23 protein-coding genes and 1 pseudogene are annotated in these 25,619 nt (G+C 55.5%); 15 read left to right on the plus strand and 9 right to left on the minus strand.

Translation table 11 applies throughout. The features are described from left to right. Window positions 1-519 precede the first annotated feature (519 nt). Window positions 520-1,010 (minus strand): annotated as a pseudogene (locus AC1RT6_RS19235) (YciE/YciF ferroxidase family protein). Between the two features lie 65 nt (window positions 1,011-1,075). Next, window positions 1,076-1,567 (minus strand): ferritin-like domain-containing protein, encoded by a 492-nt coding sequence (locus AC1RT6_RS19240; protein WP_472791763.1) that lies wholly within the window; start codon window positions 1,565-1,567, stop codon window positions 1,076-1,078. Window positions 1,568-1,758: 191 nt separating this feature from the next. Here AC1RT6_RS19240 and AC1RT6_RS19245 point away from each other — a divergent pair, with 191 nt between their 5' ends. Both AC1RT6_RS19245 and AC1RT6_RS19250 read left to right on the plus strand, forming a co-directional pair. Next, window positions 1,759-3,156: a cytochrome B6 gene (locus AC1RT6_RS19245; RefSeq protein ID WP_472791762.1), complete on the plus strand. Its 1,398-nt coding sequence runs from the start codon at window positions 1,759-1,761 to the stop codon at window positions 3,154-3,156. Between the two features lie 23 nt (window positions 3,157-3,179). Then, a complete protein-coding gene (locus AC1RT6_RS19250) occupies window positions 3,180-3,773 on the plus strand; it encodes a DUF4142 domain-containing protein (protein WP_472791761.1) in 594 nt (197 codons plus the stop codon). A gap of 170 nt (window positions 3,774-3,943) precedes the next feature. Here the strand turns inward: AC1RT6_RS19250 and AC1RT6_RS19255 are convergent, their stop codons facing one another. After that, a complete protein-coding gene (locus AC1RT6_RS19255; protein WP_472791760.1) occupies window positions 3,944-4,819 on the minus strand; it encodes a YihY/virulence factor BrkB family protein in 876 nt (291 codons plus the stop codon). Between the two features lie 418 nt (window positions 4,820-5,237). Between AC1RT6_RS19255 and AC1RT6_RS19260 the strand changes: the two genes are divergently transcribed. The 6 genes from AC1RT6_RS19260 (at window position 5,238) to AC1RT6_RS19285 (ending at window position 15,753) form a co-directional block, all read left to right on the plus strand. After that, entirely contained in the window at window positions 5,238-7,214 is a 1,977-nt protein-coding gene (locus tag AC1RT6_RS19260) for a putative bifunctional diguanylate cyclase/phosphodiesterase (RefSeq protein ID WP_472791759.1), read from the plus strand. A gap of 295 nt (window positions 7,215-7,509) precedes the next feature. Continuing rightward, the gene (locus tag AC1RT6_RS19265) at window positions 7,510-9,234 is read left to right on the plus strand and encodes a sensor histidine kinase (RefSeq protein WP_493029611.1); all 1,725 of its coding nucleotides are present in this window, start codon (window positions 7,510-7,512) and stop codon (window positions 9,232-9,234) included. Between the two features lie 558 nt (window positions 9,235-9,792). Next, window positions 9,793-13,227, plus strand: a complete 3,435-nt coding sequence (locus tag AC1RT6_RS19270) for a response regulator (RefSeq protein ID WP_472791758.1) — start codon at window positions 9,793-9,795, stop codon at window positions 13,225-13,227. Beyond that, a complete protein-coding gene (locus AC1RT6_RS19275) occupies window positions 13,224-14,063 on the plus strand; it encodes a CheR family methyltransferase (protein WP_472791757.1) in 840 nt (279 codons plus the stop codon). Before AC1RT6_RS19270 ends, AC1RT6_RS19275 begins: the two co-directional genes overlap by 4 nt. Continuing rightward, window positions 14,060-14,638: a chemotaxis protein CheB gene (locus AC1RT6_RS19280; protein ID WP_472791756.1), complete on the plus strand. Its 579-nt coding sequence runs from the start codon at window positions 14,060-14,062 to the stop codon at window positions 14,636-14,638. Before AC1RT6_RS19275 ends, AC1RT6_RS19280 begins: the two co-directional genes overlap by 4 nt. Next, on the plus strand, window positions 14,635-15,753 hold the full coding sequence (locus AC1RT6_RS19285; RefSeq protein ID WP_472791755.1) for a response regulator: 1,119 nt from the start codon (window positions 14,635-14,637) through the stop codon (window positions 15,751-15,753). Before AC1RT6_RS19280 ends, AC1RT6_RS19285 begins: the two co-directional genes overlap by 4 nt. Before the next feature lie 470 nt (window positions 15,754-16,223). Here AC1RT6_RS19285 and AC1RT6_RS19290 read toward each other — a convergent pair whose 3' ends face one another. After that, entirely contained in the window at window positions 16,224-18,434 is a 2,211-nt protein-coding gene (locus AC1RT6_RS19290) for a putative bifunctional diguanylate cyclase/phosphodiesterase (protein ID WP_472791754.1), read from the minus strand. Next, on the minus strand, window positions 18,434-19,081 hold the full coding sequence (locus AC1RT6_RS19295; protein ID WP_472791753.1) for a GAF domain-containing protein: 648 nt from the start codon (window positions 19,079-19,081) through the stop codon (window positions 18,434-18,436). The genes AC1RT6_RS19290 and AC1RT6_RS19295 overlap by 1 nt, the downstream gene beginning before the upstream one ends. A 170-nt stretch (window positions 19,082-19,251) precedes the next feature. Here AC1RT6_RS19295 and AC1RT6_RS19300 point away from each other — a divergent pair, with 170 nt between their 5' ends. The 4 genes from AC1RT6_RS19300 (at window position 19,252) to AC1RT6_RS19315 (ending at window position 21,842) form a co-directional block, all read left to right on the plus strand. Then, the gene (locus tag AC1RT6_RS19300; protein ID WP_493029612.1) at window positions 19,252-19,497 is read left to right on the plus strand and encodes a DUF72 domain-containing protein; all 246 of its coding nucleotides are present in this window, start codon (window positions 19,252-19,254) and stop codon (window positions 19,495-19,497) included. Window positions 19,498-20,606: 1,109 nt separating this feature from the next. After that, window positions 20,607-20,849 carry a DUF6894 family protein gene (locus AC1RT6_RS19305; protein WP_472791751.1) on the plus strand — a complete coding sequence of 81 codons (243 nt, stop codon included), beginning with the start codon at window positions 20,607-20,609 and terminating at the stop codon, window positions 20,847-20,849. Between the two features lie 58 nt (window positions 20,850-20,907). Further along, entirely contained in the window at window positions 20,908-21,426 is a 519-nt protein-coding gene (locus AC1RT6_RS19310; protein ID WP_472791750.1) for an inorganic diphosphatase, read from the plus strand. A 56-nt stretch (window positions 21,427-21,482) separates the two neighbouring features. Continuing rightward, entirely contained in the window at window positions 21,483-21,842 is a 360-nt protein-coding gene (locus AC1RT6_RS19315) for a PRC-barrel domain-containing protein (protein WP_472791749.1), read from the plus strand. A 271-nt stretch (window positions 21,843-22,113) separates the two neighbouring features. On the opposite strand, the gene AC1RT6_RS19320 is transcribed toward AC1RT6_RS19315, so the two are convergent. Continuing rightward, a complete protein-coding gene (locus AC1RT6_RS19320) occupies window positions 22,114-22,497 on the minus strand; it encodes a transposase (RefSeq protein ID WP_472791748.1) in 384 nt (127 codons plus the stop codon). Beyond that, window positions 22,436-22,732, minus strand: a complete 297-nt coding sequence (locus AC1RT6_RS19325; RefSeq protein ID WP_472791817.1) for a hypothetical protein — start codon at window positions 22,730-22,732, stop codon at window positions 22,436-22,438. Before AC1RT6_RS19325 ends, AC1RT6_RS19320 begins: the two co-directional genes overlap by 62 nt. Window positions 22,733-22,868: 136 nt before the next feature. Here AC1RT6_RS19325 and AC1RT6_RS19330 point away from each other — a divergent pair, with 136 nt between their 5' ends. Continuing rightward, complete coding sequence (locus AC1RT6_RS19330) at window positions 22,869-23,072, plus strand: cold-shock protein (RefSeq protein WP_472791747.1); 204 nt, start codon at window positions 22,869-22,871, stop codon at window positions 23,070-23,072. A 235-nt stretch (window positions 23,073-23,307) separates the two neighbouring features. Continuing rightward, a complete protein-coding gene (locus tag AC1RT6_RS19335) occupies window positions 23,308-23,550 on the plus strand; it encodes a hypothetical protein (protein ID WP_472791746.1) in 243 nt (80 codons plus the stop codon). A 42-nt stretch (window positions 23,551-23,592) separates the two neighbouring features. Here the strand turns inward: AC1RT6_RS19335 and AC1RT6_RS19340 are convergent, their stop codons facing one another. Further along, entirely contained in the window at window positions 23,593-23,883 is a 291-nt protein-coding gene (locus AC1RT6_RS19340; RefSeq protein WP_472791745.1) for a hypothetical protein, read from the minus strand. Window positions 23,884-23,927: 44 nt separating this feature from the next. Next, window positions 23,928-24,170, minus strand: coding sequence for a hypothetical protein (locus AC1RT6_RS19345; protein ID WP_472791744.1), 243 nt, complete (start codon window positions 24,168-24,170; stop codon window positions 23,928-23,930). Between the two features lie 140 nt (window positions 24,171-24,310). On the opposite strand from AC1RT6_RS19345, the gene AC1RT6_RS19350 reads away from it, so the two are divergent. Continuing rightward, complete coding sequence (locus AC1RT6_RS19350) at window positions 24,311-24,796, plus strand: low affinity iron permease family protein (protein ID WP_472791743.1); 486 nt, start codon at window positions 24,311-24,313, stop codon at window positions 24,794-24,796. Window positions 24,797-25,619: the final 823 nt, after the last annotated feature.

Consider the following 25,619-nt stretch of genomic DNA (forward strand, 5'->3'; position numbering starts at 1 on the left):
GAGTGCCGGGGCCGAAAAGCCGCTGCCCTCGACTCCGCTGGCGCGGCGCTCGGTAGCATGGCGATGGTGGCCTTTGTCATGGTTTTCCTAGCCGTCTCGCCTATGGCGCGGTGGCCGCGTTTCTATGTTGGGCGATTGTGTGGATCCTGACCGCGGTCAGCTTATGGTACGCGAGATGGGGATGAAAATGTTGGGTGCGGCGGCTCGGTTCATGTCGGGGATCTCCTGTTAAAATATACGGATGAGGAGTGAGTGGGCCCGGTCGGACGGTCTACTTGGAAATCCGAAGCTCCGATGAATCGCCTCAACGGCATCTGCCGAGAACGGACGCCCACTGCTGAGCCGATCCGAAGTTGGTGCAAAAGGGCAGTTCGAACACTTCGGAAGCAGCTATCCTGAAGAGGACCGCGTTAGGCGATAAAACAAAGCTGGCGGGGACCTATACGATCCTCCGCTCGGGCTAAGCCCGAGGTTGTTAACAGCTCCCAGCCATACCTTTAAACTGACCCCCGCTGATTTTTAAGTCTGTCCTCCAGCGTTTACGACGGTGTCGGCAATCTTTGTTAAGTTGTCATCGGTTTTCTTTTCTTCCGCAAGCGTCTGATCAAGCAACTTGGCAGCGTCTTTCATCCCCAGTTTGGTAGCCCAGCTTTTCAACGTGCCATAACGGGAAATTTCATAGTGCTCGACTGCCTGTGCTGCCGCCAAAAGACCCGCATCTAGAGCCGGCTCGCCCTCATATTCCTCCATGATTTCTTTGCCTTCGTCCAAGATGCCCTCGATCGCATCGCATTTTTTGCCGCGCGCGGGCTTACCGAGAAGCTCAAACACCTGTTCAAGGCGCTCGATCTGTCCTTCAGTTTCATCGTGGTGCTTTTCAAACGCAGCTCGTAGCTTGTCAGATGCTGCAGCTTTGGCCATTTTCGGCAACGATTTATAGATTTGCTTTTCGGCGTAATAGACGTCTTCAATGTATCGAGAAACAGCGCGTTCAAGTCTTTCGTAGGCATCGTGGTATTCCTTAGAATCTGAGGGGAGCAGGCAGGCGACTGGATTGCGGCCATGCTTGAGATGGTCAGGATCCTTGCCGACTTAGATATTTGCGCGTCAAGTCGGGCAAGCTCGCTTCCAAATCGGACGCCATTGAAATCTCTTCTTTCAAGATACGTTCACACGTAGATTTCGTCTGTGCGTCGCCAACGGCCTCAGCCGCCGCAATGAGAACCCGATAGGCCGCAATCTCCATATGCTCGAATGTGTAGCTCGCCATGGCGCCTTTGACGATTTCATCGTCGACAAACATGCCGCTCATGCCTTGCCCGAAAGCGATGATCTTGCCTGCCATGTCCTTCAAGGTAGACGTGTCGCCGCCGCGGCGTTTGATGCATTCCTCCAGCGCTTCAGCCTGGCTACGCGTCTCCCTTAGGTGCCGTTCGATGCGCGTCTTAACTTCCGGATAATCGCCGGTTCGCCCGGCTAATGCCTCCAGCATAGTCACGGCTTGTTCTTCCATAGCATGTGCGTTGCGAAGCCACGCCATTAGGTCTTCCTCGGCTTTGGCGGTCATTTTCTGGTCCTCTTCGCAAGCCCTAGAGGGCTTACAGTATTAGGAATAGGAGAAGGAGAGGGGAACAACTGTCACCCAGCGACCTCCAATTCGTGACTAGCTCTAACGTTCCTATTGAGATGGATCACATGCAACCAACTGCTCTCTCATCTGTTGGAACGGTTGACGCGTTCGTAGAAGGAAAACGGTCAATGTCGCTGAGAGCTGGAACTGGATTGATATCGACCGCACTGCTCGCCGTCCTGGCTTTCCCCGCTGTCGCAGATCCGCTTCCGCCCGATACAACCTATCGGCCTCTGCCGACGCTTCCGTTCTCCGCCGTCAAGCAAAACGATGAGGCCCAGAAGCCGGCCGTGAAAGAGCGCCAGCGGGCTTTGCTGGAGCAGCGGTACGATCTCGCTGATCGGCCCCTCTCTGGCGTCATGATGTCGGGCGGCCGCAAGCCGGTTCAGGGAGGCGTACGGGTTAAGCTGCCTAGTGGCGAAACGTGGGATAGCCTTGCTGCGAAAGAGCCGCACGAGATCAGGGATCGCGACTTACTGCCGAAAGGATTCGTGCCGCTGCCGCATGTTAAGCAGGCGACCGGCGGTCAGGTCTTTCCTGAGAACGAGATTCGCAAGATCGCTAACGACGAGCAACGTGATCTTCGACGCTTTGATATGGATTTCGATCTGCCCGACCATCTCACTCCAGAGTTTCCACCACCGATCTACCTTACGACGCACCCGGAATTGGGCGACGTCTCACGCGGCGATCTTTTGACCATCAAGAATTTCTACGAATACCTGAACGGCATCATCACCCCGGTCCAGATGGAAGGTCTTAGGCTCCTGCTTACGCCGTTTCCGCAAGAAGAATTCAATCAAACTGAAGATCGCAAGGTGGCGCAACCAAGCCTTGGCGTTGCATGCCTTGATTGTCACGCGAACTTCCATACCAATGCTGCTTTTCATTTGACGCCAGACGTACGTCCTCAGGCGGAACGGTTCCGTCTCGATACCACGAGTTTGCGCGGCCTGTTCAACCAACAGATCCACGGCTCAAAGCGGTCGCTCCGTTCCGTCGAGGATTTTACCGAGTTCGAGCAGCGCACCGCCTATTTCAACGGCGATCACGTCAGCGCGACCCGCAAAGGCGTGCATCTGCCGGACCACCCAAATCAAGTGGCAATGATGGCGCAGATGCAAAATATCATCGACTTTCCGCCGGCGCCTAAACTCGATCCGTTTGGAAGGCTAGACCCCAAGAAGGCCACCGAACAGGAGCTGCGAGGCGAGCAGGTGTTTATGGGGAAGGGACGATGCGCCGAGTGCCACAATCCCACGATGTCCTTCACGGACAACAATATGCACGACCTGAAGCTCGAACGCTTTTATAAGGTGGGCCAGACGTCGAACGATATGGTGTCCATTCCGGACGGGCCAATCAAGACTTTCACCCTGCGCGGCATCAAGGACTCTCCGCCCTATCTTCATGATGGCCGTCTTCCAACGCTTGCTGACACGGTGGAGTTCTTCAACCTGGTCCTAGGTACCAAACTGAATCAGCAAGACAAGGATGCGCTTGTCGCTTACCTCCTCACCCTTTGAGGATCGCAAATCAGGAGGAGACTATGCGAAAAGTGTTGATCGCCACGGCGTTGGTCCTTCTGCCCTGGCACGCCTGCGCCCAGATTGGCAATTCGGCAGGTTGGTCCCCAAATACCCAAACCGAAAAAGCAGGTGTGCCCTCAGCCAATCAAAGCAATTATCAGGACCATCTGTTCGCCCAGATTGCTACAGTTGGGGGTCTTGCCGAGGTAGATCTCGGCAAGCTTGTCGCAAGTAAAGCGGTAGATCCCGGGGTGAAGCGGTTCGCAGAGCGTATGGTGGATGATCATGAGAAGGCGAACGTTAAGCTCAAATCGATTGCGCAAAAGAGCAACATCCCGTTGCCGACAAACATCGATGCTGAACACGGTAAAGCTCGAGCCGATTTAAATAAGCTTAATGGTCATCAATTTGACCGCGCGTATCTCGCGTACCAAACGGTCGAACATCAGAAGACGGCACAGCTTTTGGCCTGGGAGATTGGGCAGGGTGAAGATGCCGACCTGCAACGGCTTGCATCGGAAACCCTGCCGACCGTTCTTGAACATCTAAGGGCGGCACGCGATCTTGCGGCCCAGATCCCTGTAGATATTTCCCAGTCGAACCCAAAGCGGTAGGTCCTACCCATAGCTTAGAAGCGGACGCCGTCGCGGTGACGCTAGCAGACATTTCCTGCGCATTTTGATGAGGCGTCCGAACTAGTCGTTCACTTGAAGGCGGGATGGGAACTACTGGTCCTTGGCGACACCACCGGGTCCTGGAGCGAGCGATAGGGGCGAAGTCGAGCTCACGAAGAAGCGGCTTCGGAGTATCTAGGAGCACTGGCTTTCACACCTTTACTTAAAGAACCATTCTGCTTGGCATAACTGTGAGTAACTTCAGCGCCCATCAAGATGATTTGCGACGTGTAGTAGACCCAGATCAGGACGACCACAATCGAGGCGGCTGCTCCGTAGGTTGATTCCAGTCCCTGCTTGCCGATGTAGAAGCCAATCCCCGCCTTGCCAATTTCAAAAAACACGGCGGTGAGGAACGCCCCCAGCCAAACATCCCGCCAGCCCACGGAGACGTCGGGCAGCCACTTGAAGATCATCGCGAACAACACCACTACGACTACGAATGATACCAGCATAGTAACGATGTGCAGTAAACCTTCCGGCAGATACGCAGAGGCGTGCCTGCCTGCCGCAGCCAAGCCTGCGCTGACCAGGAGTGAAACCAGCAGCAAGAATCCTAGGCTCAAAACGGCCGCAAATGACAGCACGTAATTGCGGGTGAAATGCCAAAGTCCGGATTCCGTTGATTGCTCGACTTCCCAGACCACGTTGAGAGCATCTTTCAGTTGCACCACCACGCCAATGGCCGCAAAGAGAAGCGCTCCTATACCCAGAATGCTAGCCACGATCCCTGCCGCGGGTCGGTTGGCGCCTGCCAGCATCGCTTCGACTGCTTTCGCGCCGTTGTCACCGAGCATATCCTTGATCGACGACATAACCTGCGCGGTGGCAACATCGTGGCCGAAGAGAAGGCCCGCCACGGCGACAGCGATTACGATTATTGGGCCCAGCGAAAAAACCGAATAATAGGCGAGGGCCGCTCCTTGCCGTGCATCCTTGTGGCTGGACCAATCGCTCGCAGCCTGCTTCATCACCGTCCACCACATGTCTAGTCCTTCCTCCATCGCCTGTGGTCGCCAATGCCTCGGGCGAAGCCAAGTTCCTCGACCCGAATGGACTTGGTCGGTGAAGTGTGGGCTAGAGGTTAGGAGGAAAGGACAGAGGACCGCTGGCGATAGGTTTCAAAGTCAGTCTTGAGGAGATCCCCGCTCGGGCGGACCGTTTCGAAGATGCCGCAGCTTTAGAAGTCTCAGAAATGTTCTTCCGGCATAAAATCGAATCATTGGAACCTTGCTAGTAAAATTCAGTTAAGATGCGCCCTCTGGCCTGAGGCCGCTTAGCCAAGCGGCTCTACGGTCGGATCGTGTGTAGTTCTTCCCGTTGCGAAGTGAGTTAGCGGAGTGCAATCGGGAGACTAATGGCTGTCTTCCAAATCGTAGCGCAGGATGAGCCTAAACCCGTCTGATGGGTGATGCCGTGGTACGGATATCGCAGAAGCGTAACGCTCGCCGCGCGGTTTGGATTAAAGTTTTAGCTCGTGACGGGCCATTCTCGGCAGAGCCAAGGCCGCTGACGCTTCATGCAGCAGGCCGCGAGTCCGATCAATCGGGACGCCGCCAGAGTATTGTTAAACGTTTCGTCGTATTCTGGAGGAGAAGTGATGGGAGGATGATTGTGGTTCAACACTCTCACGGGCCGAATGATCTCGGTGAGGTAAACAAGTCCGAAACGGGATTCATTCACTACGCGCTCGATGTCACGGCCATCGTGGCCATTACCAATGTTCAGGGCACAATCACACACGTCAACAATAAATTCTGTGAAATTTCGGGCTATTCGCAGCACGAACTTATCGGGCAAAATCACCGACTTCTGCGCTCGGATGCTCATGACAAGACGTTCTTTCGCGAAATGTACCGGCAGATCGCCCGAGGGCAGGTATGGCGCGGCGAAATCTGCAATCGTCGGAAGGATGGGACAACCTACTGGGTCGATACGACTATCGTTCCCCATCTGAATGCCGCCGGCAATCCGGATAGTTATACATCTATTCGCTTTGACGTTACGAGGCGTCATCAGATTGAGGAGGACTTGCGCCATGCCGTCAGTACAGACGCCTTAACCGGTACTGCCAATCGAAGACGCTTTCAGGAGTATTTGACAGCCACGCTCGAACTGAGCAATTCCATTCACACTTCGGTTTACCTGGCCCTGATCGATATCGATGCCTTCAAAGAAATCAACGATACGTTCGGCCATGTTGCAGGCGATAATCTCCTCAAAAATTTTGCAGAGCGGCTTCGCGCTTTTGAGGCGGAGAATATTTTCATTGCCAGGCTTGGCGGCGACGAATTTGGAATCGTGATATCTGACAAGGCGTGTGCTGATGTTCCAGCTCTTTTGGACGAGGTGCTGGACAGTATCAAACAACCTGTTTGGCTAGGTGATATTAAACACCGATATACGGCTAGTATTGGCGTGGCCGCCTTTCCTATGGATGCCAAGACACCTGATGGACTCTTCAAGGCCGCCGATATGGCGCTTTATCACTCAAAAGCTTCAGGGCGAGATCAACGCCAATGTTTCGCACCGCGCCTCCAATTAGCGGTCGAATACAAAAGCGCGTTGCTACAGGCTGTTGAGGCGGGTCTCGATCGAAACCAGTTCAGTCTCCATTATCAAGCTGTTGTACCAACCGTTCCCGGCAAGTCGATCTCGCTCGAAGGCCTGCTGCGATGGCAGCATCCGGAGCGCGGTCTCCTCACGCCCGGTGCATTTCTACCGGAGATCAATGATCCTGGGCTGGAGTCGGAAATCGGAATGTTTGTTGTCGAACGAGCATTCAAAGACATGGCACGCATACTGGAGGAGAGCCTTCCTGTGGACCGCCTTGCCATTAACGTGGCCAATGCGGATTTTCGATCCGACCGGTTTGTAGATCGATTTTTCGAACTTTCGGCCCAGACCGGCATCTCACCCGACCGGTTTTGCGTCGAGGTCGTTGAACAGGTATTTCTGGGGACCAATTTTCAGAGCTTTCAAGACCGCCTATTACGTCTGCACGATGCCGGCGTCGAACTCGCGCTCGATGACTTCGGAACAGGCTTTGCGTCCCTTACCCATCTCCGGCGCATACCGATCGACCGTGTCAAAATAGACCGAGGATTCATTTCCAGCCTACCGGCGAGTGGAGAAGACTTGGTCCTTGTCAAAGGTATTATTGATATCGCCCATGCTCTCGGTAAATCCGTAACGGCTGAGGGAATCGAGACTGAAGAGCAGGCGACGCTTCTTCAGCAACTCGGTGCCGACGGCCTTCAGGGTTGGTATTTTTCCAAAGCCTGTACGATGGAACGCTTGCCTTACGTGCTGCTCCAGCTGTTGAGCAGATCGAGATATAGCGATCATGCGCTTCAAATCGTTGCGCCCAGCCGAGCTTAGCCATCCGGTCCGCTCAGAGCGTGAGAATGAAGCCGCTGCCTTGGCCTGACACCGTTAGGCGTTGCGATGTTGTTTGAGAGGCACAGGAGCATGGTTCGATCTAAGCTGCCCCGCGACTGACCTCTTCATGCCAAAAAGACAGCCTCGACGCCTTTTCGTCGGGCAATTCAGGAGCGCGCTCTCCGGCGCGCCTCAATTTGGAACAAAGGGTGCGAAGGTGGGTTTATGGTCACAAAAAAGGTGCGTCCGACGGTGGGCATAATTCGAGCGTGGTAGTGTCGGAACGCGATAGATCATGAACCTTCCTCAATTAGAGCGTTCCCACCCCTTGGCTGCGCTGGCTTCTGTGGACCAAGCCTTTTTAGACCTGATCCCTGCCGGCATATGCATATGTGACCGCCACGGTGGCCTAGTCAGGTTTAACCGGCGCGCTGCCGAGCTGTGGGAGCGCTCCCCCGCAGCCGGCGAACTCGCCGATAGCTATCTCCCACTGATCCCACTCGAAAATGGTCCTAAAGAGCATTCCGTTACTGCTGCGATTCGTACAGGGGTCTCCGTCTCAAGAAAGGAGGCGATGATCAAGCGATCGAATGGTTTCGTGCGGGTCGTCCTAGATATCAGCCCACTGAGGGACGAGCAGAACGAGGTAGTCGGGGCTGTGATCTGTTTTCAGGACATTTCCGATCGCAAAGAGATTGAAGACCAGTTTCGCAGCCACCAAGATGCTGAGGATTTTTTCGAGAACGGCGCGGTTGCGTTACATTTGGTGGGAAAGGACGGCACGATATTGCGTGCCAATAGGGCAGAATTGGACCTTCTCGGATATTCCGCCGAGGAATATATCGGGCAACCTATTTCCAAATTTCATGCGGACGAACCCGTCATCAATGACATCCTGCAATGTCTTTCTGCGGGACAAAAGTTAAATCGGCGTCCAGCGCGGTTGCGCGCAAAGGATGGGTCCATCAAGCATGTTCAGATCACCTCAAACGTCAATTTTCGAGACGGTGAATTTCTGAACACACGGTGCTTCACCGTTGATATAACCGAACAGCACCGTGCGGAAGAGACGTTGCGCGAGCGCGATAGGCAAGCGCGCGAAATACTCGAGGCAATCCCCGCCGCGGTCTATACGACCGACGCTGTGGGCCGCGTCACCTTTTTCAACGAAGCAGCTGTAGAATTTTCAGGGCGACGGCCGCAACTGGGCAGTGACGAATGGTGCGTCACCTGGCGACTTTTTGAACCCGACGGCACACCACTTCCGTACGATCAGTCCCCGATGGCCGTTGCCTTGAAGGAGGAAAGGTCCATTCGCGGAGTAGAAGCTGTCGCGGAGCGCCCCGACGGAAGCAGGGTCCCATTCATACCGTTTCCAACGCCTTTACGAGACGGATCGGGAGCGATCGTTGGCGCTGTGAACATGCTAGTCGACATCAGCGCGCGCAAGCAGGCGGAGAATGAGCAGCGGGCGCTCATTAACGAGCTGAATCACCGCGTAAAAAACACGCTCGCGACGGTGCAGTCCATAGCGCGTCAAACGTTCCGTGCGACGCCAACTCCAGAGCATTTCATTCCCAAATTCGAGGGTCGGCTCCTGGCGCTCAGTAAGGCCCATGACTTGCTGACGAGGCGCCGCTGGACCGGTCTGGAATTAACCGAATTGCTCGACGCCGAATTCCAACCGTTTACGACTCCAGTTTCTGAACGCATTCATCTTGACGGTCCCGAGATTACTTTGCCGCCGCGGGTCGGGCTCGTGCTGGCTATGGTAATTCATGAACTTGCAACCAACGCCGCCAAATATGGTGCGCTTTGCAGTAATGAGGGGCATGTTTATCTCCGATGGAGGCTCACTGACAGGCCGGGGGGGCGGCGTTTGCGGCTCCTATGGAGAGAAGCCCATGGTCCGCAGGTTGACACGCCTCTGAAACGCGGCTTCGGCAGCGAGATTATTGAGCGGATTATCCAAAAGATCTCGATGGGGAGATATGCTTCGATTTTGATCCCGCGGGATTAGTGTGCCAAGCAGAATTTTCGCTGGGACAATGAAGAAGATGCTAGGGTCTGCGTGGTTTTTTCGTGGAGAACGAGTCGTTCATGTTCTGGATGATTGGACATGCTCAACGGTCCTCGGTTGCGTGGTCTGCAACGCTTCATAGATTCCTGACGCGCTACGCGTTCTGACTGAGGGCCGACGAGATTTAGCGTTACTCGATGTGAATGTTGCGTGGAAGAGAATTTATCCTGTAGAAGAGCCTCCCTCAAAGCGGTCTATACCGTTGGCCTTCCTTTCGGATATGGCGTGGAGGGTATTAACGAGCTTTTCGGGAGCGCCTATTCTCGCCAAACCAGCTCTAAGGCGCTCCGCGGTGCGATCCTAGCGGCGATCGACGGTCCTGAAGTCGCGCACTCTTATTTAGACAGTTCAGGATCCGTGAATGTGTGAACGACTGTAAGCTTGTGCACAACGACATCGCGTACTCTAACGGTGCGTCTATCGAACTTTTTGCTTAGCGAATTGATCGCATACAGGGTAGAGATTCCTGGATGTGGCCCGCCATATTGGGAAAAGCGCATGAAAAGGCTTGCCGCTTCCGATTTCTCCGTATCGAGATTCGGGCTCGATCCAGTCGTTGCAATGAGCCTTGCTGGAGCCGTCATCTTCTTTTTGATCAGCGGTACAGTTGCGTACCTCAATCTCGAGGCGATGAGGGCCGGCAATGAAAAAATCGCTCAGTCACATAGGGCGATCATTGCGCTGGATGAATTGCTGTCCAGCATGCAAGACGCGGAGACGGGACAGCGCGGGTTCGTCATTACGAACAACGAAAAATATCTCGAGCCCTATCATTCAGCACTGGTAATGATTCCGCCAAAACTTGAGGAAGTCAGCAAACTCGCCATCGAAGATTTTAACCAGAGAAAAAGACTTACGGTGCTCAAGGCCCACATTGACGGGAGGCTCGCCGAACTCAAAAGAGTCATCGACCTCAGGCGCAGTCAAGGCGGCCTTGAATCTGCGATTAGTGCTATAAATTCTGACCGCGGCAAGGCTGAGATGGATGCTGTGCGCGCCCAAATTGCAGGCATGGCGGAACAAGAGGCAAGGCTGCGTGCCACTCGGCGCGCAGAATTGACGACTGTTCAAAACACAGCGCTTGCCAGCGGTCTTGCGTCGGGAATCCTCGGCATTCTCCTGACGGCCGCAATTGCCTTTTTGATCCGCAAGGCGACTTTGGCTCGTCGACGGGAGGAATGGCTGCAAGCTGGCGAAATAGGATTGGCAGCAGCTGTTATGGGAGATCAGCCTGTCGGTCAGCTAGGCAATAATATTCTTGACTATCTTACTCAGCACGTCGGAGCGGTAGCGGGGGCGGCTTTTGTCGCATCGGGCGAAACCTTTCATCGCGTCGCGACGTACGGTGTCCCCGAGGACGCGAATATCGCCTCACAATTCAAGAGACGACAGGGCCTTCTTGGCCAAGCGGCCGCAGAAGGGCGATCGGTGCTGCTCGACGCAATCCCCGACGGCTATCTCGCGTTTGGCTCCGCTATGGGTCAGGACAAGCCTAAATATCTCTTGGTGTTTCCCGGATTAAACGGCAACGCCGTGAATTCCGTGATCGAACTTGGCTTTCTGCGGCCGGTTAACGAACGCGTACTAGCTCTAGTGGAGCAAGTATCCTCGGCGATCGCGGTTGCTGTGCGGTCCGCGAGTTATCGCGCCGAGTTGCAAAACCTTCTTGAAGAGACGCAACGCCAGTCAGAAGAGCTTCAGACCCAAAGCGAGGAACTTCGGGTCTCCAACGAGGAATTAGAGGAGCAGAGCCGGGCGTTAAAAGAGTCTCAATCGCGACTCGAGCAGCAACAGGTCGAACTCGAACAGACGAATTCACAGCTCGAAGAGCAGACGCAGCAGCTGGAAACACAACGCAGCGATTTAGAGCGCATCAACGCTTCCGTTGAACTAAAGGCGCGCGAATTGGAGCAAGCGAGCCGATATAAATCAGACTTCCTTGCCAACATGTCACACGAGCTGAGAACGCCGCTTAATTCCTCGCTGATTCTTGCGAAGCTTCTTGCGGATAACACAGAGGGCAACTTGACCCCAGAGCAGGTCAAGTTTGCAGAGACGATCCAGTCCTCTGGCAATGATCTGCTCACTCTGATCAATGACATTCTTGACCTTTCGAAAATCGAAGCAGGCCATGTGGAGATCAAGCCTGAATCCGTCCCCATCGAGCGTTTAGCTGGCAACCTTAAGCAAGTCTTTGAGCCGGTCGCTCAACAAAAGCAACTCGAGTTCATACTCGATGTTGCTCCGGAATGCCCGGTGAGCATCAATACGGATATCCAGCGGCTTGAGCAGGTGCTGAAAAATCTTTTATCCAACGCTTTCAAATTCACCGAATCCGGCCACGTCGGTGTCGTAATCCAGCCAACCGCGCAGGACAGGATTGCTTTTAAAGTGTCGGACACAGGAATTGGCATTGCCCTGGCGCAGCAAGAAAACATATTTGGGGCGTTCCACCAGGCCGACGGTACCATTAGTCGCAAATTTGGTGGGACTGGGCTCGGTCTATCCATATCGAAACAGCTAGTCCGTTTGTTGGGGGGATCGATCGACTTAAACAGCCAGCCAGGGCAGGGCAGCGCGTTTACCGTAACGATTCCTTTGGTTTATGACCCTGCAATGGTTTCACCGCGAGGAGCACCTTCTGAAAACAGCATCACTCCCGTCGCTCCCCACGCCGATTTAGGTAAGGCCGCACCCAAGCCGAGCAGCAAAGTGGCCGACGATCGAGATGCTCTTTCTGACAACAAGCGCGTCTTGCTGGTTATCGAGGATGATGATTCATTCGCTGCTATTTTGCGAGACCTGGCTCGCGAAAACGGGTTTAGAGCCTTGATCGCTGGTACCGCAGAAGAGGCGTTGGACATCGCCAAGCGATACAAGCCCAATGCCGTCGTTCTTGATGTCGGTTTGCCCGACGAGTCTGGTTTATCGGTTCTCGATCGCTTGAAACGCGACGAACAAACGCGCCACATTCCGATTCACGTCGTCTCAGCGTCCGACCAAGCCGAAACCGCATATTCCTTGGGAGCGGTAGGATATCTCGTCAAGCCAGTTAAGCGGGAGGATTTGATCAACGTCCTGCAAAGGCTTGAGGCTAAGATTTCTCAGCGCATGCATCGAATCCTAATCGTCGAAGATGACGCGGTACAGCGAGATGCAGTTGCCAGATTATTGTCCTCCGATGACATTGAGACGGTCGCTGCAGGCACCGCGGCCGAATGCCTGCAACGCCTCAAGGAAGAGACCTTCGACTGCATGGTGTTAGACCTGTCTCTTCCGGATGCCTCCGGCTATTCGCTGCTTGAGACGCTTAGCCGTGACAGCGACTATGCCTTTCCTCCCGTCATCGTCTACACCGGACGTGACATCTCGGCCGACGATGAACAAAGGCTGCGCCAGTACTCTAAGTCGATCATTCTCAAAGGGGCCAAATCGCCTGAGCGTCTCGTCGACGAGGTTAGCCTATTTCTTCATCAGGTGGTGTCTGATCTACCCGACGAACGACAGAAAATGATACGCGAGGCCAGAAATCGCGATGCCATGCTTGAGTCGCGACGAATCCTTGTTGTCGAGGATGACGTGCGAAACGTCTACGCGCTGAGAAACGTTCTCGAACCCCGCGGCGCGATCATCGAGATCGCCCGAAACGGCCGGGAGGCCATCGACACCCTCAGGAAGGCTGGTAATGAGCCTGGCTCGGCGATCGATCTCATCCTCATGGACATCATGATGCCAGTCATGGATGGCCTGGCTGCAACCACGGAAATCCGAAGCAACCCGGATTGGAAAAAACTTCCTATCATTGCCCTGACGGCCAAAGCAATGCCAGATGACCAACAGCGGTGTATCGACGCGGGAGCCAACGATTACATGGCCAAACCGCTCGACGTCGAGAAGCTCCTTTCTCTGGTACGCGTTTGGATGCCTCGGTGAGCGACAGTTCTGCGTCCCAAAAGGTTGAAGATGTCGAGATCCGGCTCCTGCTGGAAGCGTTGTATGTCAAATATCACTACGACTTTCGGAATTATGCGATGGCGTCGGTCAAACGACGTCTTAAACAGGCTCGGGAGCAACTTGGATTCAACACATTCTCTGCAATGCAGGAAAGCGTATTGCATGACCCTTCGATTCTGCCACGCCTTCTCGGATATCTCACCGTTCAAGTGAGTGAGATGTTTCGCGACCCCAGCTATTTCCGTGCCCTGCGCGAAAAGGTAGTTCCTCATCTTCGCACCTATCCTTCCCTGAAGGTCTGGATAGCTGGATGCAGTAGCGGTGAGGAATTATATTCCTTCGCAATCCTCTTTCGTGAAGAAGGGCTTGCTGAACGCACGCTGTTTTATGCAACAGATATCAGTCAAGATGCACTGCATGCCGCGGAGACAGGGATATTTAGCCTCGACCGCATTCCGCTTTTTACTGAAAATCATCGCAAATCCGGCGGCCGCTCTTCCTTGTCAGATTATTATCAGGCGTCGTACGGCAGAGCCTCGTTTGATAAAACCCTGCGTCAGAAGGTGGTGTTCTCCGACCATAGCTTGGTCACGGACGCGGTCTTTGCCGAGATGCAAATGATCTCTTGCCGTAACGTCTTGATTTATTTCGACCGGAGTTTGCAAGACCGCGCCCTTGGTCTTTTCAAGGACTCACTGGCGCGAAAAGGATTCCTTGGGCTTGGCGCAAAGGAAAGTCTGCGTTTCTCCGAGCATTCAGGAGCCTTTATCGATTTTGTTCGCGAGGAAAAGATCTATCAAAGGCGCGTAGGATGATAGGAGATGAAGCCGAGGCCGTCGTAATTGGGGCGTCAGCCGGCGCCTTAGACGCGCTGTCGGTCGTCCTACCTGCCCTTCCGGCCGCGTTCAACCTACCGATATTTGTGGTAGTTCACCTGCCGCCAGATAGGCGAAGCATGCTGGCGGAACTTCTCCAGCAGAAGTGCCAAATCATCGTTTGTGAAGCCGAAGACAAAGAGGCGATATGTCGCGGCACGGCGTACATTGCGCCACCGGATTATCATCTCTTAGTTGAATTGGACAAGTGCCTGGCCCTCTCAAGTGACCACCCTGTTCTCTTCTCGCGGCCTTCTATCGATGTCCTCTTCGAAAGTGCAGCCGATGCGTATGGCGCCGCTTTGATTGGCATCGTCCTCACAGGAGCAAATGCGGATGGCGCAAAGGGGTTGAGCGCGGTCGCAGCCGCTGGGGGCACAACCATTGTTCAGAACCCGAAGAGTGCCTTTGCCTCCGTGATGCCGGAAAGTGCTCTCGAGCGCACTCGAAATGCGCAGGTTATGACGCTCGACGAAATTGCGGCTTATTTGTTAGAGTTGGGAATGCGACCATGAGTGCTGTTTCGTTTCTATTGGTCGACGATCTCGAAGAAAATCTCCTGTCGCTAGGGGCGTTACTTAAGCGTGACGGACTCGATCTTTTGAAGGCCCGCTCCGGCGATCAAGCTCTTGAGCTGTTGCTCGTGCACGATGTGGCTTTGGCGCTCATCGATGTGCAGATGCCGGGCTTAAACGGTTTTGAATTGGCCGAACTCATGCGGGGGAATGAGCGGACGCGGCGAATACCGATTATATTCGTGACCGCGGGAAGTGCCGATAGCCAAAGGCGGTTTCGTGGATACGAAGCCGGTGCTGTCGACTTCATTCATAAGCCCATTGAACCGGACGTCTTGCGCAGCAAGGCGGACGTCTTCTTTGAGCTTTATCAGCAGCGGCAAATGATCGCTGCACAGCGGGACGAACTCAAGATCCAGGCCCAGGCGCTCGAAGAGGCGGGGCGCCGCAAAGATGAATTCCTGATCAACCTCACCCACGATATTACTCAACACGAGCATGCTCGTGCCCAGCAAGAAGTGCTACTGAAAGAGATCAATCATCGCATCAAGAACCTATTTAGCGTCACGGGGGGTTTAATCGCGCTCAGCGCCCAATCAGCAACCAGCGTTAATGAGCTGGCTGCAGATCTTCGATCTCGACTGCATGCTCTTTCTTGTGCGCACGATTTGACACTGCCCGATCTGAGAAGCTCCTGTGTTCCGAGAAGTGACACAACCGTCGTCGCGCTGATTACCGCAATCTTAGCACCACATGAACACGACAGCGGATCGCGCATTTGCATAACCGGATTGGACGCCCCGCTTTCTGGTAATGCCTTGACGTCCCTAGCGTTGTTACTGCACGAACTGACGACGAATGCCGCGAAATACGGTGCACTGTCATGCCCTGACGGCCGATTAACGATTGAAATTGGTGTAACGGACGAAACGCTCTGGCTCAATTGGGAGGAAAATGGCCCAAGGCCAATGGCGGAGACTTTAAGCGACGGTTTCGGCACAGTGCTTGAGAAGGCGGCTCTCAGGGGGCTAGGCGGGGAGATTGCGCGCGAATGGAAAAACAATGGGCTAGCCTTGTCGCTCCAAATTCCTTTGGAGAATCTAGCCAGCCAATGACGAGCATCGTGTCGCTGGCCTTAGTGGAATCTCATGCGTTTTTAGGCCTTCGACCTGAGAACGGATCGAGCCGACGATGGCCTCGCGATCTCGCGTCGCATCGGGGATCATGACGAAGCGGTCATCAAGGCGCTCTCTTGCCTTACCAACACCAAGACGATACGAGGCTCGATTTAAGTCATCACCTTACTAAGATTGCGAGTTTGCTGTATTCGAATAGGACGCGTTTGCAGCGAGGGACGGACGAATTCAGCTAGAGACGGACAAATAGGCATATGCGGTCCGGATCATTTCGTCAAAAGTCAGAGGCCATCACCACTCCCAGGCGGACACGCCGCCGTCGGCAGTCGTCTCGAAAAAACATCGTGACGGAATCTCTACGGGCTACGATCGATCGAGACTGACAATCGACAGGCTGCCCTGCCCACGAGCGTGTCGAATGATGTGTGCCAAGTCGTGCGGAGACGCTATCAACCCGTCGATTGCATCGCGCATCGTTCGCTAGCAATATTCTGCTGTTTTTTGAGATGGTGCTCGAACTCTTTCAGTGGCATGGCTTTACCGTAGAGATAACCCTGCCCTGCGCTGCAACCTAACGCTCGGAGGGCGCGTGCCTGTTCTCCAGTTTCAACCCCTTCCGCAATCACATCCAAGCCAAATGTCGTCCCGAGCTTGAGAACGGATTCGACGATGGCCGCGTCTGCACGATCTACAGTCATGTCCCGAACAAACGTTTGATCGACTTTTAGCCGACTGAGCGGAAAGCGCTTCAGCAAGCTTAGCGAGGCATACCCCGTCCCGAAGTCATCGAAGGCTACGCCGACACCCGCCTGCCGCAAGGCAGTGAGCTCGCGCAACACCGCCTGCTCGCTCTTGATCGCGGTGGTTTCCGTCACCTCGAGTTCGAGACGGTGTGGCGCAATGCGATACCTGGCCAGCTCGGCAATGGTCTTCAGCGCAAGCGTGCCGGAGCGGAACTGCATTTCAAACAGGTTTATACTGATATGAAGCGGACGCAGTCCGCGTGCGTCCCAGTCTGCTATCTGACCAAGGGCGGTTCGGATTGCCCAATCGCCCACCTCGTTCGCGAGCAGCATCTTATCGAGGACCGGTAGAAATTCACCGGGCGAGCGCAGGCCGAGGGAGGGATGCCGCCATCGTAACAGGGCTTCAGCACCGACAATCTCAGTGGATCGCATGTCGACCTGCGGCTGCCAGTATAGTTCGAACTGATTGTCCTCGAAAGCGCGTCGCAATTCGGCCTGCATTGTGCGGCGGCGCTCCGCCTGCTGTTTGAGGTCGGCGCAGAAGATTTCGCTGGCGCCGCCGCCGCTTGCCTTGGCGCGATAAAGGGCCATGTCGGCGCTGGCTAGAAGCGTCTCAATGCTCTCGCCATCTCCAGGGCTCTGCGCGATGCCAATGCTGGTGTTTAGATGACAGGCGTCGCCATCGATCAAAAAGTCCTCCGTGAACTGGTCAATGATGGTCGTCGCGATGGCCGAAGCATCCGCAGATGCATTCGCCACGGGAACGAAGAGAACGAACTCATCTCCGCCAAGTCTTCCGAGAATGCCGAGTTCGGGATCGACCGCACGCGTTAAGCGCTGGGCGACGCTCTGCAAAAGACGATCGCCGGCAGAATGGCCCAATGTGTCGTTGATGTCCTTGAATCCATCGAGGTCCAGCAGAAGCAATGCTGCGTGATCTGCTTTCCGAAGAGTCTGCTCCGCAAGCTGGAAGAAGCGCTCGCGGTTAGGGAGGCCGGTCAGCTGGTCGATGTGGGCAAGGTTCTTCAGGCGCTCCTGTGCGGCGACGCGCTCCGTGATATCGATGATGAAAGCCCCGCAATTTGGGCCATCGTCATCGCTCCAGGTTGACAAGCCGAGCTTGATCGGGAAGGGCTTGCCGCCCTGCCGTTGGCCTTCAAGCTCCAGAAGGCGGCCGATGGAGTCGAGGTCGGCCTCCCGTCGCTGACGTTCGAGCTCATTCTGAATGACAGTCTGCTGCATCCCCGGGAACAGGTCGATGAAGGGTTGACCGAGACTGTCGGCTTCCGACGCGCCGAACATCTTTTCGGCGGCTCGATTGAAGAACGTGATGCGACCTTGGCTGTCGGCACAGACAAGAGCGCTCACGACCGACTGGGTCATCCGCTCAAATCGCTGTTGGCTGGCCCGAAGCCTTCGCTCTGACCGACGCAGTTCGAGGCGGTCCATGACCAGGCGAGCGAGCTTCTTCAGCAACTGCGACTGGTCCGGCGGAAACCGCCTAGGCTTGTCATCGATAATGCACAGCGTTCCCAGCGCGCAACCAGTTTCGGTCAGGAGTCGTGCGCCCGCGTAGAAGCGGATGAAGGGCGCGCCTAGCACCAGCCGATTTTCCTTGAAACGGGGGTCGAGCGAAGCGTCCTCGACGATCAGCGGTTCGGTCTGATCGAGCGCAATTCGGCAGAACGAGGTGCTGGTCGAGCACACGTCCAGCCCGACGCGCGGCGATAAGAATTGACGCTCGTTCTCGACGAGCGAAATTAGGCTGATCGGCACATTGAATAGCGACGACGCGAGATCGACGACGTGGTCGAATTCTGCTTCTGGTCGGGAGAGTTCGAGATTATAATCGGCGGTTGCCGCGAGCCGCGCTGACTCGCTGGAAGCGGCGTTTGCAATGTCCCGGTGTGGCATCAGTACCTCCACTCACGGATGGCATCCGCATCTGTCTTCTTGTCCTGCATGAGGACCGCGCCGACGCTGATTCTTGAAACCACCTCACCGTCCGGCGTAGCGAGGGGCCTCCGCATGACCGCCACGATCCGTCGGGCGATGTGAAGCCGCCGCTCAAATTTTGCCGAGACACGTCGCATTTCGAGGTCGGTGATGACGCCATGAGGACGATCCTCGAGCGCCGCGATATCCTCGGCGTCGAGATGCTTGGGTTTACGATCGAGAACGCAAAGCATGCCGAGAACAATGCCCTCGGTCATTCGAAGCGGTGCGCCCGCATAGAAACGGATATGGCCCGGACCAGTGACAAAAGGTTTGTGGGAAAAGGACGCATCGGCCGATCCATCTTTGATAACGAGGGTCCCAGACAAAGAAAGTGCACAAAGACAAAAGGCCAGCTCGCGGGGGATTTCCTGAGAGATGAGGCCCATGCAGACCTTGAACCACATGCGATTGGTTTCGACGAGGGTTACCATAACAATCGGTGGGCCTGTCATTCGGCAGCTCAAGCGGACAAACTGTTCTTCGCGAGGCGTGTCGAGTATAAAAAACTGCTTGAGAAGCGTGCGTCGTGCTTCCTCGTCCTTCGGTAAAACCGCGATAGTCATTTGGAAACTCTCGCCAACCGCTGCGCGTCAACGAGAAACGCGCTGTTTTGATTAACACGCATTACACGCAAAAAAGTTGAGGAACTGAACAAGAAGCGCGGTAAATGGATTCCATCGGAAATGGATGGTTTTTTAAAGAGCTACCTACCGCAATCTGTAAATGTTCTTCGATGAGTGTGTTGCAGCTCAGAATTGGCAGGGCGGGCTGGAGCGTCTCCTCTCGGTATGCCGAACGTTTGCCAGTTGGCAGAAGCCAGTTAAAGCGTTATGCTCGCCACATGAATGCCGTCGAGATCAACACATCGTTCTACCGGCCGCATCAGCGCAGGACGTATGATCGATGGGCTCGGTCTCCACCCGCGACCTTCTCATTTTCAGTGAAAATGCCCAAAGCGATCACGCATAAGGACTACTGAATTACGAAGCTCTGCTTGACCGCTTTCTCACAGAGGTGGCAGGGCTTGGCGACACATTTGGAGGAAGAGAGCTTGAGGTCTTCAAGGAGGCGGTGAAGCTCGCCGATTCCGGCAAATACAAAGGCTGGAAGAAAATTCAGTCGCGGCTTGTGAAATCTGGACAGAAACGAGCGCCGGAGCTGCTGGACGGAAACAAAATCCGGATGATTTTGGACGCTCAATGTAAGTTGGCTCGGTGTTAGCAAACAGCGCAGCACCCTGTTGAGGGGCGTCGAGCGGTCTCATGGTTTAAGTGGGGGCCTAATAAATCAGGGTCTGCAGGAACACTTGAGAGGCCGGCGGCAATTCCTCAGGACGACTTCCGTAGCTCGCCGGCTGCAGTTGCTCCTGCTCGGATGGCGCGTCTCTCATTATGAAAACATTACTCCGCCCCGGGCGGGAAACGTGGATTGTCCGATTCGCTTGAAACGTGGGGGGTCGCCACGACCATCTCGGGTGAATGCTTCGTGCGAGCAGCTCCTCCGCTCAAAGTGGAAGCAATAGGGTTCTTGAACAGCTCTTCGCCGGCCTCGTTGGCGACCGAGATGAAGTTCCCTTCTTGCACCATGTCCGATTTTTTGTTCCCACGCGTTGAGCGATGAAACTGCCGTGTTCCCGGACTTCATCATCGTTGCTGCAAACGTGGCCGATCAGATCGTTAGCTGGAAGCCTGCCTGCTAAATGGAAGAAGTACTTGGGCATGGACCGGCAATTCCGCTGGCGGTCGTACGTTCCAAATTCGATTGCCCCGATCGTGCGGAAGAACCGCTGCGATGGAACTCGATCCGTTCTGCATCGTTGACGGCCGCTCACCCTGCATCAAAGATCGTCTCATCTCTGATTATCGGGATTTAACATGATCGATAGTAACACTTTCAAACTCGTTTGCGAGAATTGCGGCAGCCTGACCATCAGGATTGCGGATCCAGAGCAAGCAGACGCAGCCGCGATGGTAGAGTGTGGTCGCTGCGGTTCTCCGCGGGGAACGTGGGCGGCTCTTCGAGATCTCGCCAGGCAGCCGGGCGCAACCACATTAGAGCTGTGAGCCGACTGCGGCTTAGGATACTGCGATGCGCTACTATTTCGATCTGCGAGATGGCGACATTCTCACGCCCGACGAAGTAGGTCTCGAACTTTCTTCATTCCACGCGGCGCAAGAAGAAGCGGCTCGCTCGCTTGCAGATTTGGCGCGGGAGGCACTCCGGACGCACCACATCGATGGTGCTGGCGGACTGATCGCAGTAGAGGTTCGTGATGATGAGGGCCCAGTTCTGCAGGCCCGATTTTCGGTCAACGTGGATCGAAAACTTTAGCTTCTGCTTATCGTTGAGTGTTGAGCTTTCGACGGGGACCGGAGGTAGGGAAAGCGGCATGACAGATTTGCTCAAACTCCCTACCTGGGCCGATGAAGAGCATATCCATGCCGTTGTCGAGACGCCCCGTGGAAGCACCTGTAAGCTGGATTTCGATCCGGATTTGCTGGCGTTCACGTTGGCTAAGCCTCTGATGACGGGTCTCGTGTATCCGTATGATTGGGGTTTCATACCTTCGACCCTGGCTGAGGACGGTGATCCGCTGGACGTGCTGATTATCCATGAAGCTAAAACCTTCCCAGGCGTAGTGATGAGCTGCAAGGCTATTGGCATCCTTGAGATCGAGCAGAAGAGGAAGGGCAACAAGGAACGGAATGACCGCGTGTTTGCGGTCCCCGATCGCTCTCCGCTGGAGACCGATCTGAATGACGTTCGAAACCTCGGTTCGCGGTCCCATAATGAACTGGAGAAGTTTTTCCTAGCTACCTACGCTCTGGAGGAGACGGAGATTAATTTTCTGGGTTGGCACGGTCCCGAGCAGGCGATCGCCACTATCAAGCGGCTTTCTGAAAAATAGCAAGAGCGAGCCTTCGTCGGCTCGTAGCCATTTCAAACCTTCAAGAGGAGCGATGCATGGTCACCGAAGCGAGAGAGACAAGCACCCTGATCGGAAGCGATAAGGTGGAAGGAACCGCTGTCTATGGTCCCGACAACCAGCAGATTGGCACAATTGAACGCGTCATGATTGAAAAGACGAGCGGCCGCGTATCGTACGCCATCCTCGGCTTCGGCGGATTTTTAGGTATCGGCAATGATCACTATCCGCTCCCATGGAACAGTCTGAAATACGACACCGAGGTCGGGGGCTATCGGATGGGCGTTACCGCGGACCATCTCGAAAATGCTCCCAAGTTTGCCGACGAAAACAGCTGGAATTGGTCGGATCAGACCCGCACCAAAGCGGTCGACGATTACTATACCGGACTGACATAACTCATCAGTCCCCGAGGGTGATCAAGTCATCGTTCCAGAAGCTCATTGCATTGCAATTCGTCGTTCGCGCTCTTACACCTGATACAGCGCAATGGCGAAAGGCTGGCAGCATGAGCACGTTGAGAGCATCTGCGCCGATCTCGGAATTACGATTGCCTTATGTCACGAGCCCACCGGTCCGTTGAGGACTAAAGCCGGTCAGACGCTACGCCGAATGCTCCTCGAGCACGGCGAGGGACATCTGATCATCACGCTGCGCACGATCGTAGAGTCATCTGGGAATGAGCAGTCGCTGACGGCGGCTGGAATTCTGGGCGTCAGTGATCTCGTTCTTGCGCATCCGTCGTGGTCTGACCACGGACTGGCCTGGATCGAAGCGTTCGATAGTATCGACCTGGAAAAGCTCGCCAAGATGGCGAAGGCAAATCGCAAGGCGGTCCCGAAGCGTGAGGCCATGGCGGCGATGCTGTATGAGCGTCTGGCGCCGATCTTTGATCCGCCGCCGAAGGCTCGCAAGCATCGTCCATTCAAGCACACCAGAACGACGCCGCGGTATGCGCATCTCGAGCCAGCCCCGAGTCGGTCGTGAGAAACTAGTCCCTCGGGCTCCGGTTGGTTGGCCTGAGCGACAATCCTTCGCGCTGCACCTTTCCACGGACCGATATCTCGGAGCGCTTGAGTTTCAACGCTATCAAACGGGTCGGAGTGTTTTCTTTGATGAGCGTCTTGAGCTGCTTAACATCGTCCGTTGACCAGGATTGACGATCTGAACGGCCGTCCTTCTTTTTGCTGCCGCTCTTCTTCGCACCAGCCTTAGTGGTCTTCGTGGCCGTCTTTTTCACGGATTTCTTCGGCGTCTTCTTTGCCGACTTCTTTGCCTTTTTGGCCATGGTCACTCCTGAAGTTGTTGACCGACTTTATACGATTCTCGAAGCGGCTTGAATGATAGAAGCTAGCCAGATCAGCGGCTTTATGCTCAAAAGGTTTCGTCGATTGGCTCGGCGAACATTTCTAAGGAGTGCGACAGTGGCGATCGGTACTGTGAAGTGGTTCAACGGGCAGAAGGGCTATGGTTTTATCCAGCCCGACAACGGCGGCAAGGATGTCTTCGTCCATATCTCGGCGGTTGAGAAGGCGGGCCTAAGCTCGCTCAATGAAGGCGACAAGGTCAGCTACGAAGTGGTCCAGAACCGCGGCAAGGAAAGCGCGGAGAACCTTCGGGTCGGTTGATCGTTAGACCAAGCGAGCTGAGCCGGATGTACGCTGGCTCGCGATGTGGATGGCTCGAGCAACCTAGTTGGTTGGCAACTTCAAGAAAAATACTGTGTTCACTATTGAGCAGACCTTGAACTGAGTTCTGGCGCATCATCCGGCGCCGGGGGCCACGCTGGCCGAGGCGATGTTGGTGCGAAAATTCGCCGCCTTCCGCTTAAATGCTCCCGCAAGGCTTAAGGCCGTCGCCTCAATGACCCGCGGCCCCCTTTTGCTCGCGCTTTCCGCGGGGGTCGCGTTCGCACTGGTCTGTCTGGTTGGCGGCGCCAGGGCGGACGTCTCGATCCAAAACGTCAAAGAATTGATACGGGTCGCGACCCGCGCTGATGTACGCGCCATAGTGGCTGCCGCCGGGGAGGCGAAGGCCGAGTCGGTGGCAAGAGCAGCCGGCGCGACCGACGCGCAAATAGCGCGCGCAAGGAAATGCCTGAAGTGAGGTTGCTTGCTGGCCTTGGCTCGACACCGGTCCGCGACGAAATCAATGCTCGTGCTTGTCGTCGCGTATATCCTCGTCGTCGCAAACGTCCATCTTCTTCATGGCAGCGTCCGCTTCCTCCCGGGTCTTGAATACGCCGAGCCCGACGATAGTGGACGGCTGCGAAGGGGGTGTTAGGGTGTTCGTGATGGTCGCCGGCCTCTTGTCGACGACGGTGCACGTCTTCGTCTCGGAATCGCGGATGACGTAGTATTCCTCCGGATGGACTTTCATCTGTGCCAGCGCCGGCATGGCCGCAACTGCTATGAGGGCGCTTAGGGCAAATCTGTTCACGCGGGAATGCTCCTCTGTACAGGCGGCCTGAACGCGGGTGCCACTCAATCGTCGTCCAGGTCCGACTTGCAATCTTCCCTCGTCTTGATGGCGGTCTCTGCATCGGTTCGCGTCTTGAAGGTGCCGTTGTCGACGATGCTGGTCGCCACGGCCGGCTTATGCTCAACGATGGTGCACTTCTTCGAGTCGGGATCCCGCACGACGTAGTACTCATCGACCGTTACCGTTTGGGCAAGCGCCGGCGCGGCAGAGAGGGCAGCGAGCGCGCTTAGAGCGAATATCTTCATAAGGAAAGCCTCTGTTGAGGCCCACCAAACGCTGCGTCACTGCCGTTTGTTCCTAAGAACTGTACCCGGCCAGGTACCGGCGGAACCTACTTTCGGTGGTGCGTCATTCGTCCGCAACACACTGGAACAATGGTGCTGAAATGGTTAGTACAGCGCGCGCAGAGAAGGCAGAGGGTCAGGGTGGAGATAAGAAGCGCAGCAAAAGCTCGCAGCTGTTCGCCGAGATCGCCAACAGCACGTCACGGGCAGCGGGTCGCGCTCCCGCCTTCGTCGTAGCCGTCGCCGGTGTCCTCATCTGGGCTATTACGGGACCGCTGTTCGGTTACTCCGACACCTGGGAGCTTGTGATCAACACCGGTACCACCATCGTCACCTTCCTGATGGTCTTTCTGATCCAGAACTCGCAGAACCGGGACGGCGCGGCCATCCAGGCCAAACTGGACGAGTTGATCCGCGTAAGCAAAGCTCGAAATTCGTTCGTCGGAATTGAACGTCTGACCGACGAGGAGCTCGAAGATATTCGAAGTAGGTGCGAGCGCTTGGCTCAGGCCGAAAAGATCAGTGAACGGGAAGTCGACCTGAGCGGCAAAGAGGCTAGGCAGGCCGCCGACCGGGTTACCGACTGAATCGGGGCAGGTGGTTAAGGATAACCACCGCCCGTCCGCATCGCAGGTGGAGTATCGCGATGCCTTGCAACCCGAAGGACCTGGCCGATCGGATGGCTGCCCGGCGCCTTCACACAGCCGCGCGAGCAGGCGCGCCAGACGGCAAGGGCGTTCCTAGACCGCTGGCCGGCCGCCGCGTACATGAGCGCCGTCGAGACTTAGCGCGAGTTACCCGGCGGCGAGATCGAGTTCACGATGAAGCGGCTGCGCAGCGCGGATTCATCTGTTGAACCTTCGTGCCACGCGACTGATCATAGTCTGAGGATTTCAGGGCTCAGTGAGTAAAGCAGCGCCGTCGGCGAATATATTCCGCCGTGCGGCGTTGTGCGTTTTTGCGGACACGCCGCCGCGACCCGACGGCATGGCCACACCACGAGTCCACTGACGGACAGGAAGCGGTGAGGTGCGACGATCTAAGGTTATAGCGGTATCAGTGTGCATATCTTTGCAGCCGCAAGGCATGCTGTTTTCCTGTAGGACTCGATCATCCGATGGAGGTGTTAATGTCCCCACCCCGATCGCGTTCCGCCGCCACCGGCCATAGCCCGGCAGCCAAAACGCGCAGCAGGACCACCAAACGCAAGAAGACGAACGCGAAAAGGACGACAAAAGCTCGTGCGAAGAAGGCCAAAAGGACAGCAAAGCCGAATACGTTCTACGACTGGTGCGTTTCCGAGCGCGGCAGATTGAGCAAAAAGATTGACGACTGTCCGGGATCAGCGCCTATGGCACAGAATTGATGGTGTGATCTAAGGAGTGTTCGGTTCTCGTCGCAGACGAAGGA

It is taken from the genome of Nitrobacter sp. MLSD-S21, from assembly GCF_058809865.1.

Excerpts from the sequence above, each read along its gene's own strand:
- AC1RT6_RS19240 (WP_472791763.1), bottom strand. The coding sequence starts at position 1,567 with ATGACCGCCAAAGCCGAGGAAGACCTAATGGCGTGGCTTCGCAACGCA.
- AC1RT6_RS19245 (WP_472791762.1), top strand. The coding sequence starts at position 1,759 with ATGTCGCTGAGAGCTGGAACTGGATTGATATCGACCGCACTGCTCGCC.
- AC1RT6_RS19250 (WP_472791761.1), top strand. The coding sequence starts at position 3,180 with ATGCGAAAAGTGTTGATCGCCACGGCGTTGGTCCTTCTGCCCTGGCAC.
- AC1RT6_RS19255 (WP_472791760.1), bottom strand. The coding sequence starts at position 4,819 with ATGTGGTGGACGGTGATGAAGCAGGCTGCGAGCGATTGGTCCAGCCAC.
- AC1RT6_RS19260 (WP_472791759.1), top strand. The coding sequence starts at position 5,238 with ATGGGTGATGCCGTGGTACGGATATCGCAGAAGCGTAACGCTCGCCGC.
- AC1RT6_RS19265 (WP_493029611.1), top strand. The coding sequence starts at position 7,510 with ATGAACCTTCCTCAATTAGAGCGTTCCCACCCCTTGGCTGCGCTGGCT.
- AC1RT6_RS19270 (WP_472791758.1), top strand. The coding sequence starts at position 9,793 with ATGAAAAGGCTTGCCGCTTCCGATTTCTCCGTATCGAGATTCGGGCTC.
- AC1RT6_RS19280 (WP_472791756.1), top strand. The coding sequence starts at position 14,060 with ATGATAGGAGATGAAGCCGAGGCCGTCGTAATTGGGGCGTCAGCCGGC.
- AC1RT6_RS19285 (WP_472791755.1), top strand. The coding sequence starts at position 14,635 with ATGAGTGCTGTTTCGTTTCTATTGGTCGACGATCTCGAAGAAAATCTC.
- AC1RT6_RS19290 (WP_472791754.1), bottom strand. The coding sequence starts at position 18,434 with ATGCCACACCGGGACATTGCAAACGCCGCTTCCAGCGAGTCAGCGCGG.
- AC1RT6_RS19295 (WP_472791753.1), bottom strand. The coding sequence starts at position 19,081 with ATGACTATCGCGGTTTTACCGAAGGACGAGGAAGCACGACGCACGCTT.
- AC1RT6_RS19300 (WP_493029612.1), top strand. The coding sequence starts at position 19,252 with ATGAGTGTGTTGCAGCTCAGAATTGGCAGGGCGGGCTGGAGCGTCTCC.
- AC1RT6_RS19305 (WP_472791751.1), top strand. The coding sequence starts at position 20,607 with ATGCGCTACTATTTCGATCTGCGAGATGGCGACATTCTCACGCCCGAC.
- AC1RT6_RS19310 (WP_472791750.1), top strand. The coding sequence starts at position 20,908 with ATGACAGATTTGCTCAAACTCCCTACCTGGGCCGATGAAGAGCATATC.
- AC1RT6_RS19315 (WP_472791749.1), top strand. The coding sequence starts at position 21,483 with ATGGTCACCGAAGCGAGAGAGACAAGCACCCTGATCGGAAGCGATAAG.
- AC1RT6_RS19325 (WP_472791817.1), bottom strand. The coding sequence starts at position 22,732 with ATGGCCAAAAAGGCAAAGAAGTCGGCAAAGAAGACGCCGAAGAAATCC.
- AC1RT6_RS19335 (WP_472791746.1), top strand. The coding sequence starts at position 23,308 with ATGACCCGCGGCCCCCTTTTGCTCGCGCTTTCCGCGGGGGTCGCGTTC.
- AC1RT6_RS19345 (WP_472791744.1), bottom strand. The coding sequence starts at position 24,170 with ATGAAGATATTCGCTCTAAGCGCGCTCGCTGCCCTCTCTGCCGCGCCG.
- AC1RT6_RS19350 (WP_472791743.1), top strand. The coding sequence starts at position 24,311 with ATGGTTAGTACAGCGCGCGCAGAGAAGGCAGAGGGTCAGGGTGGAGAT.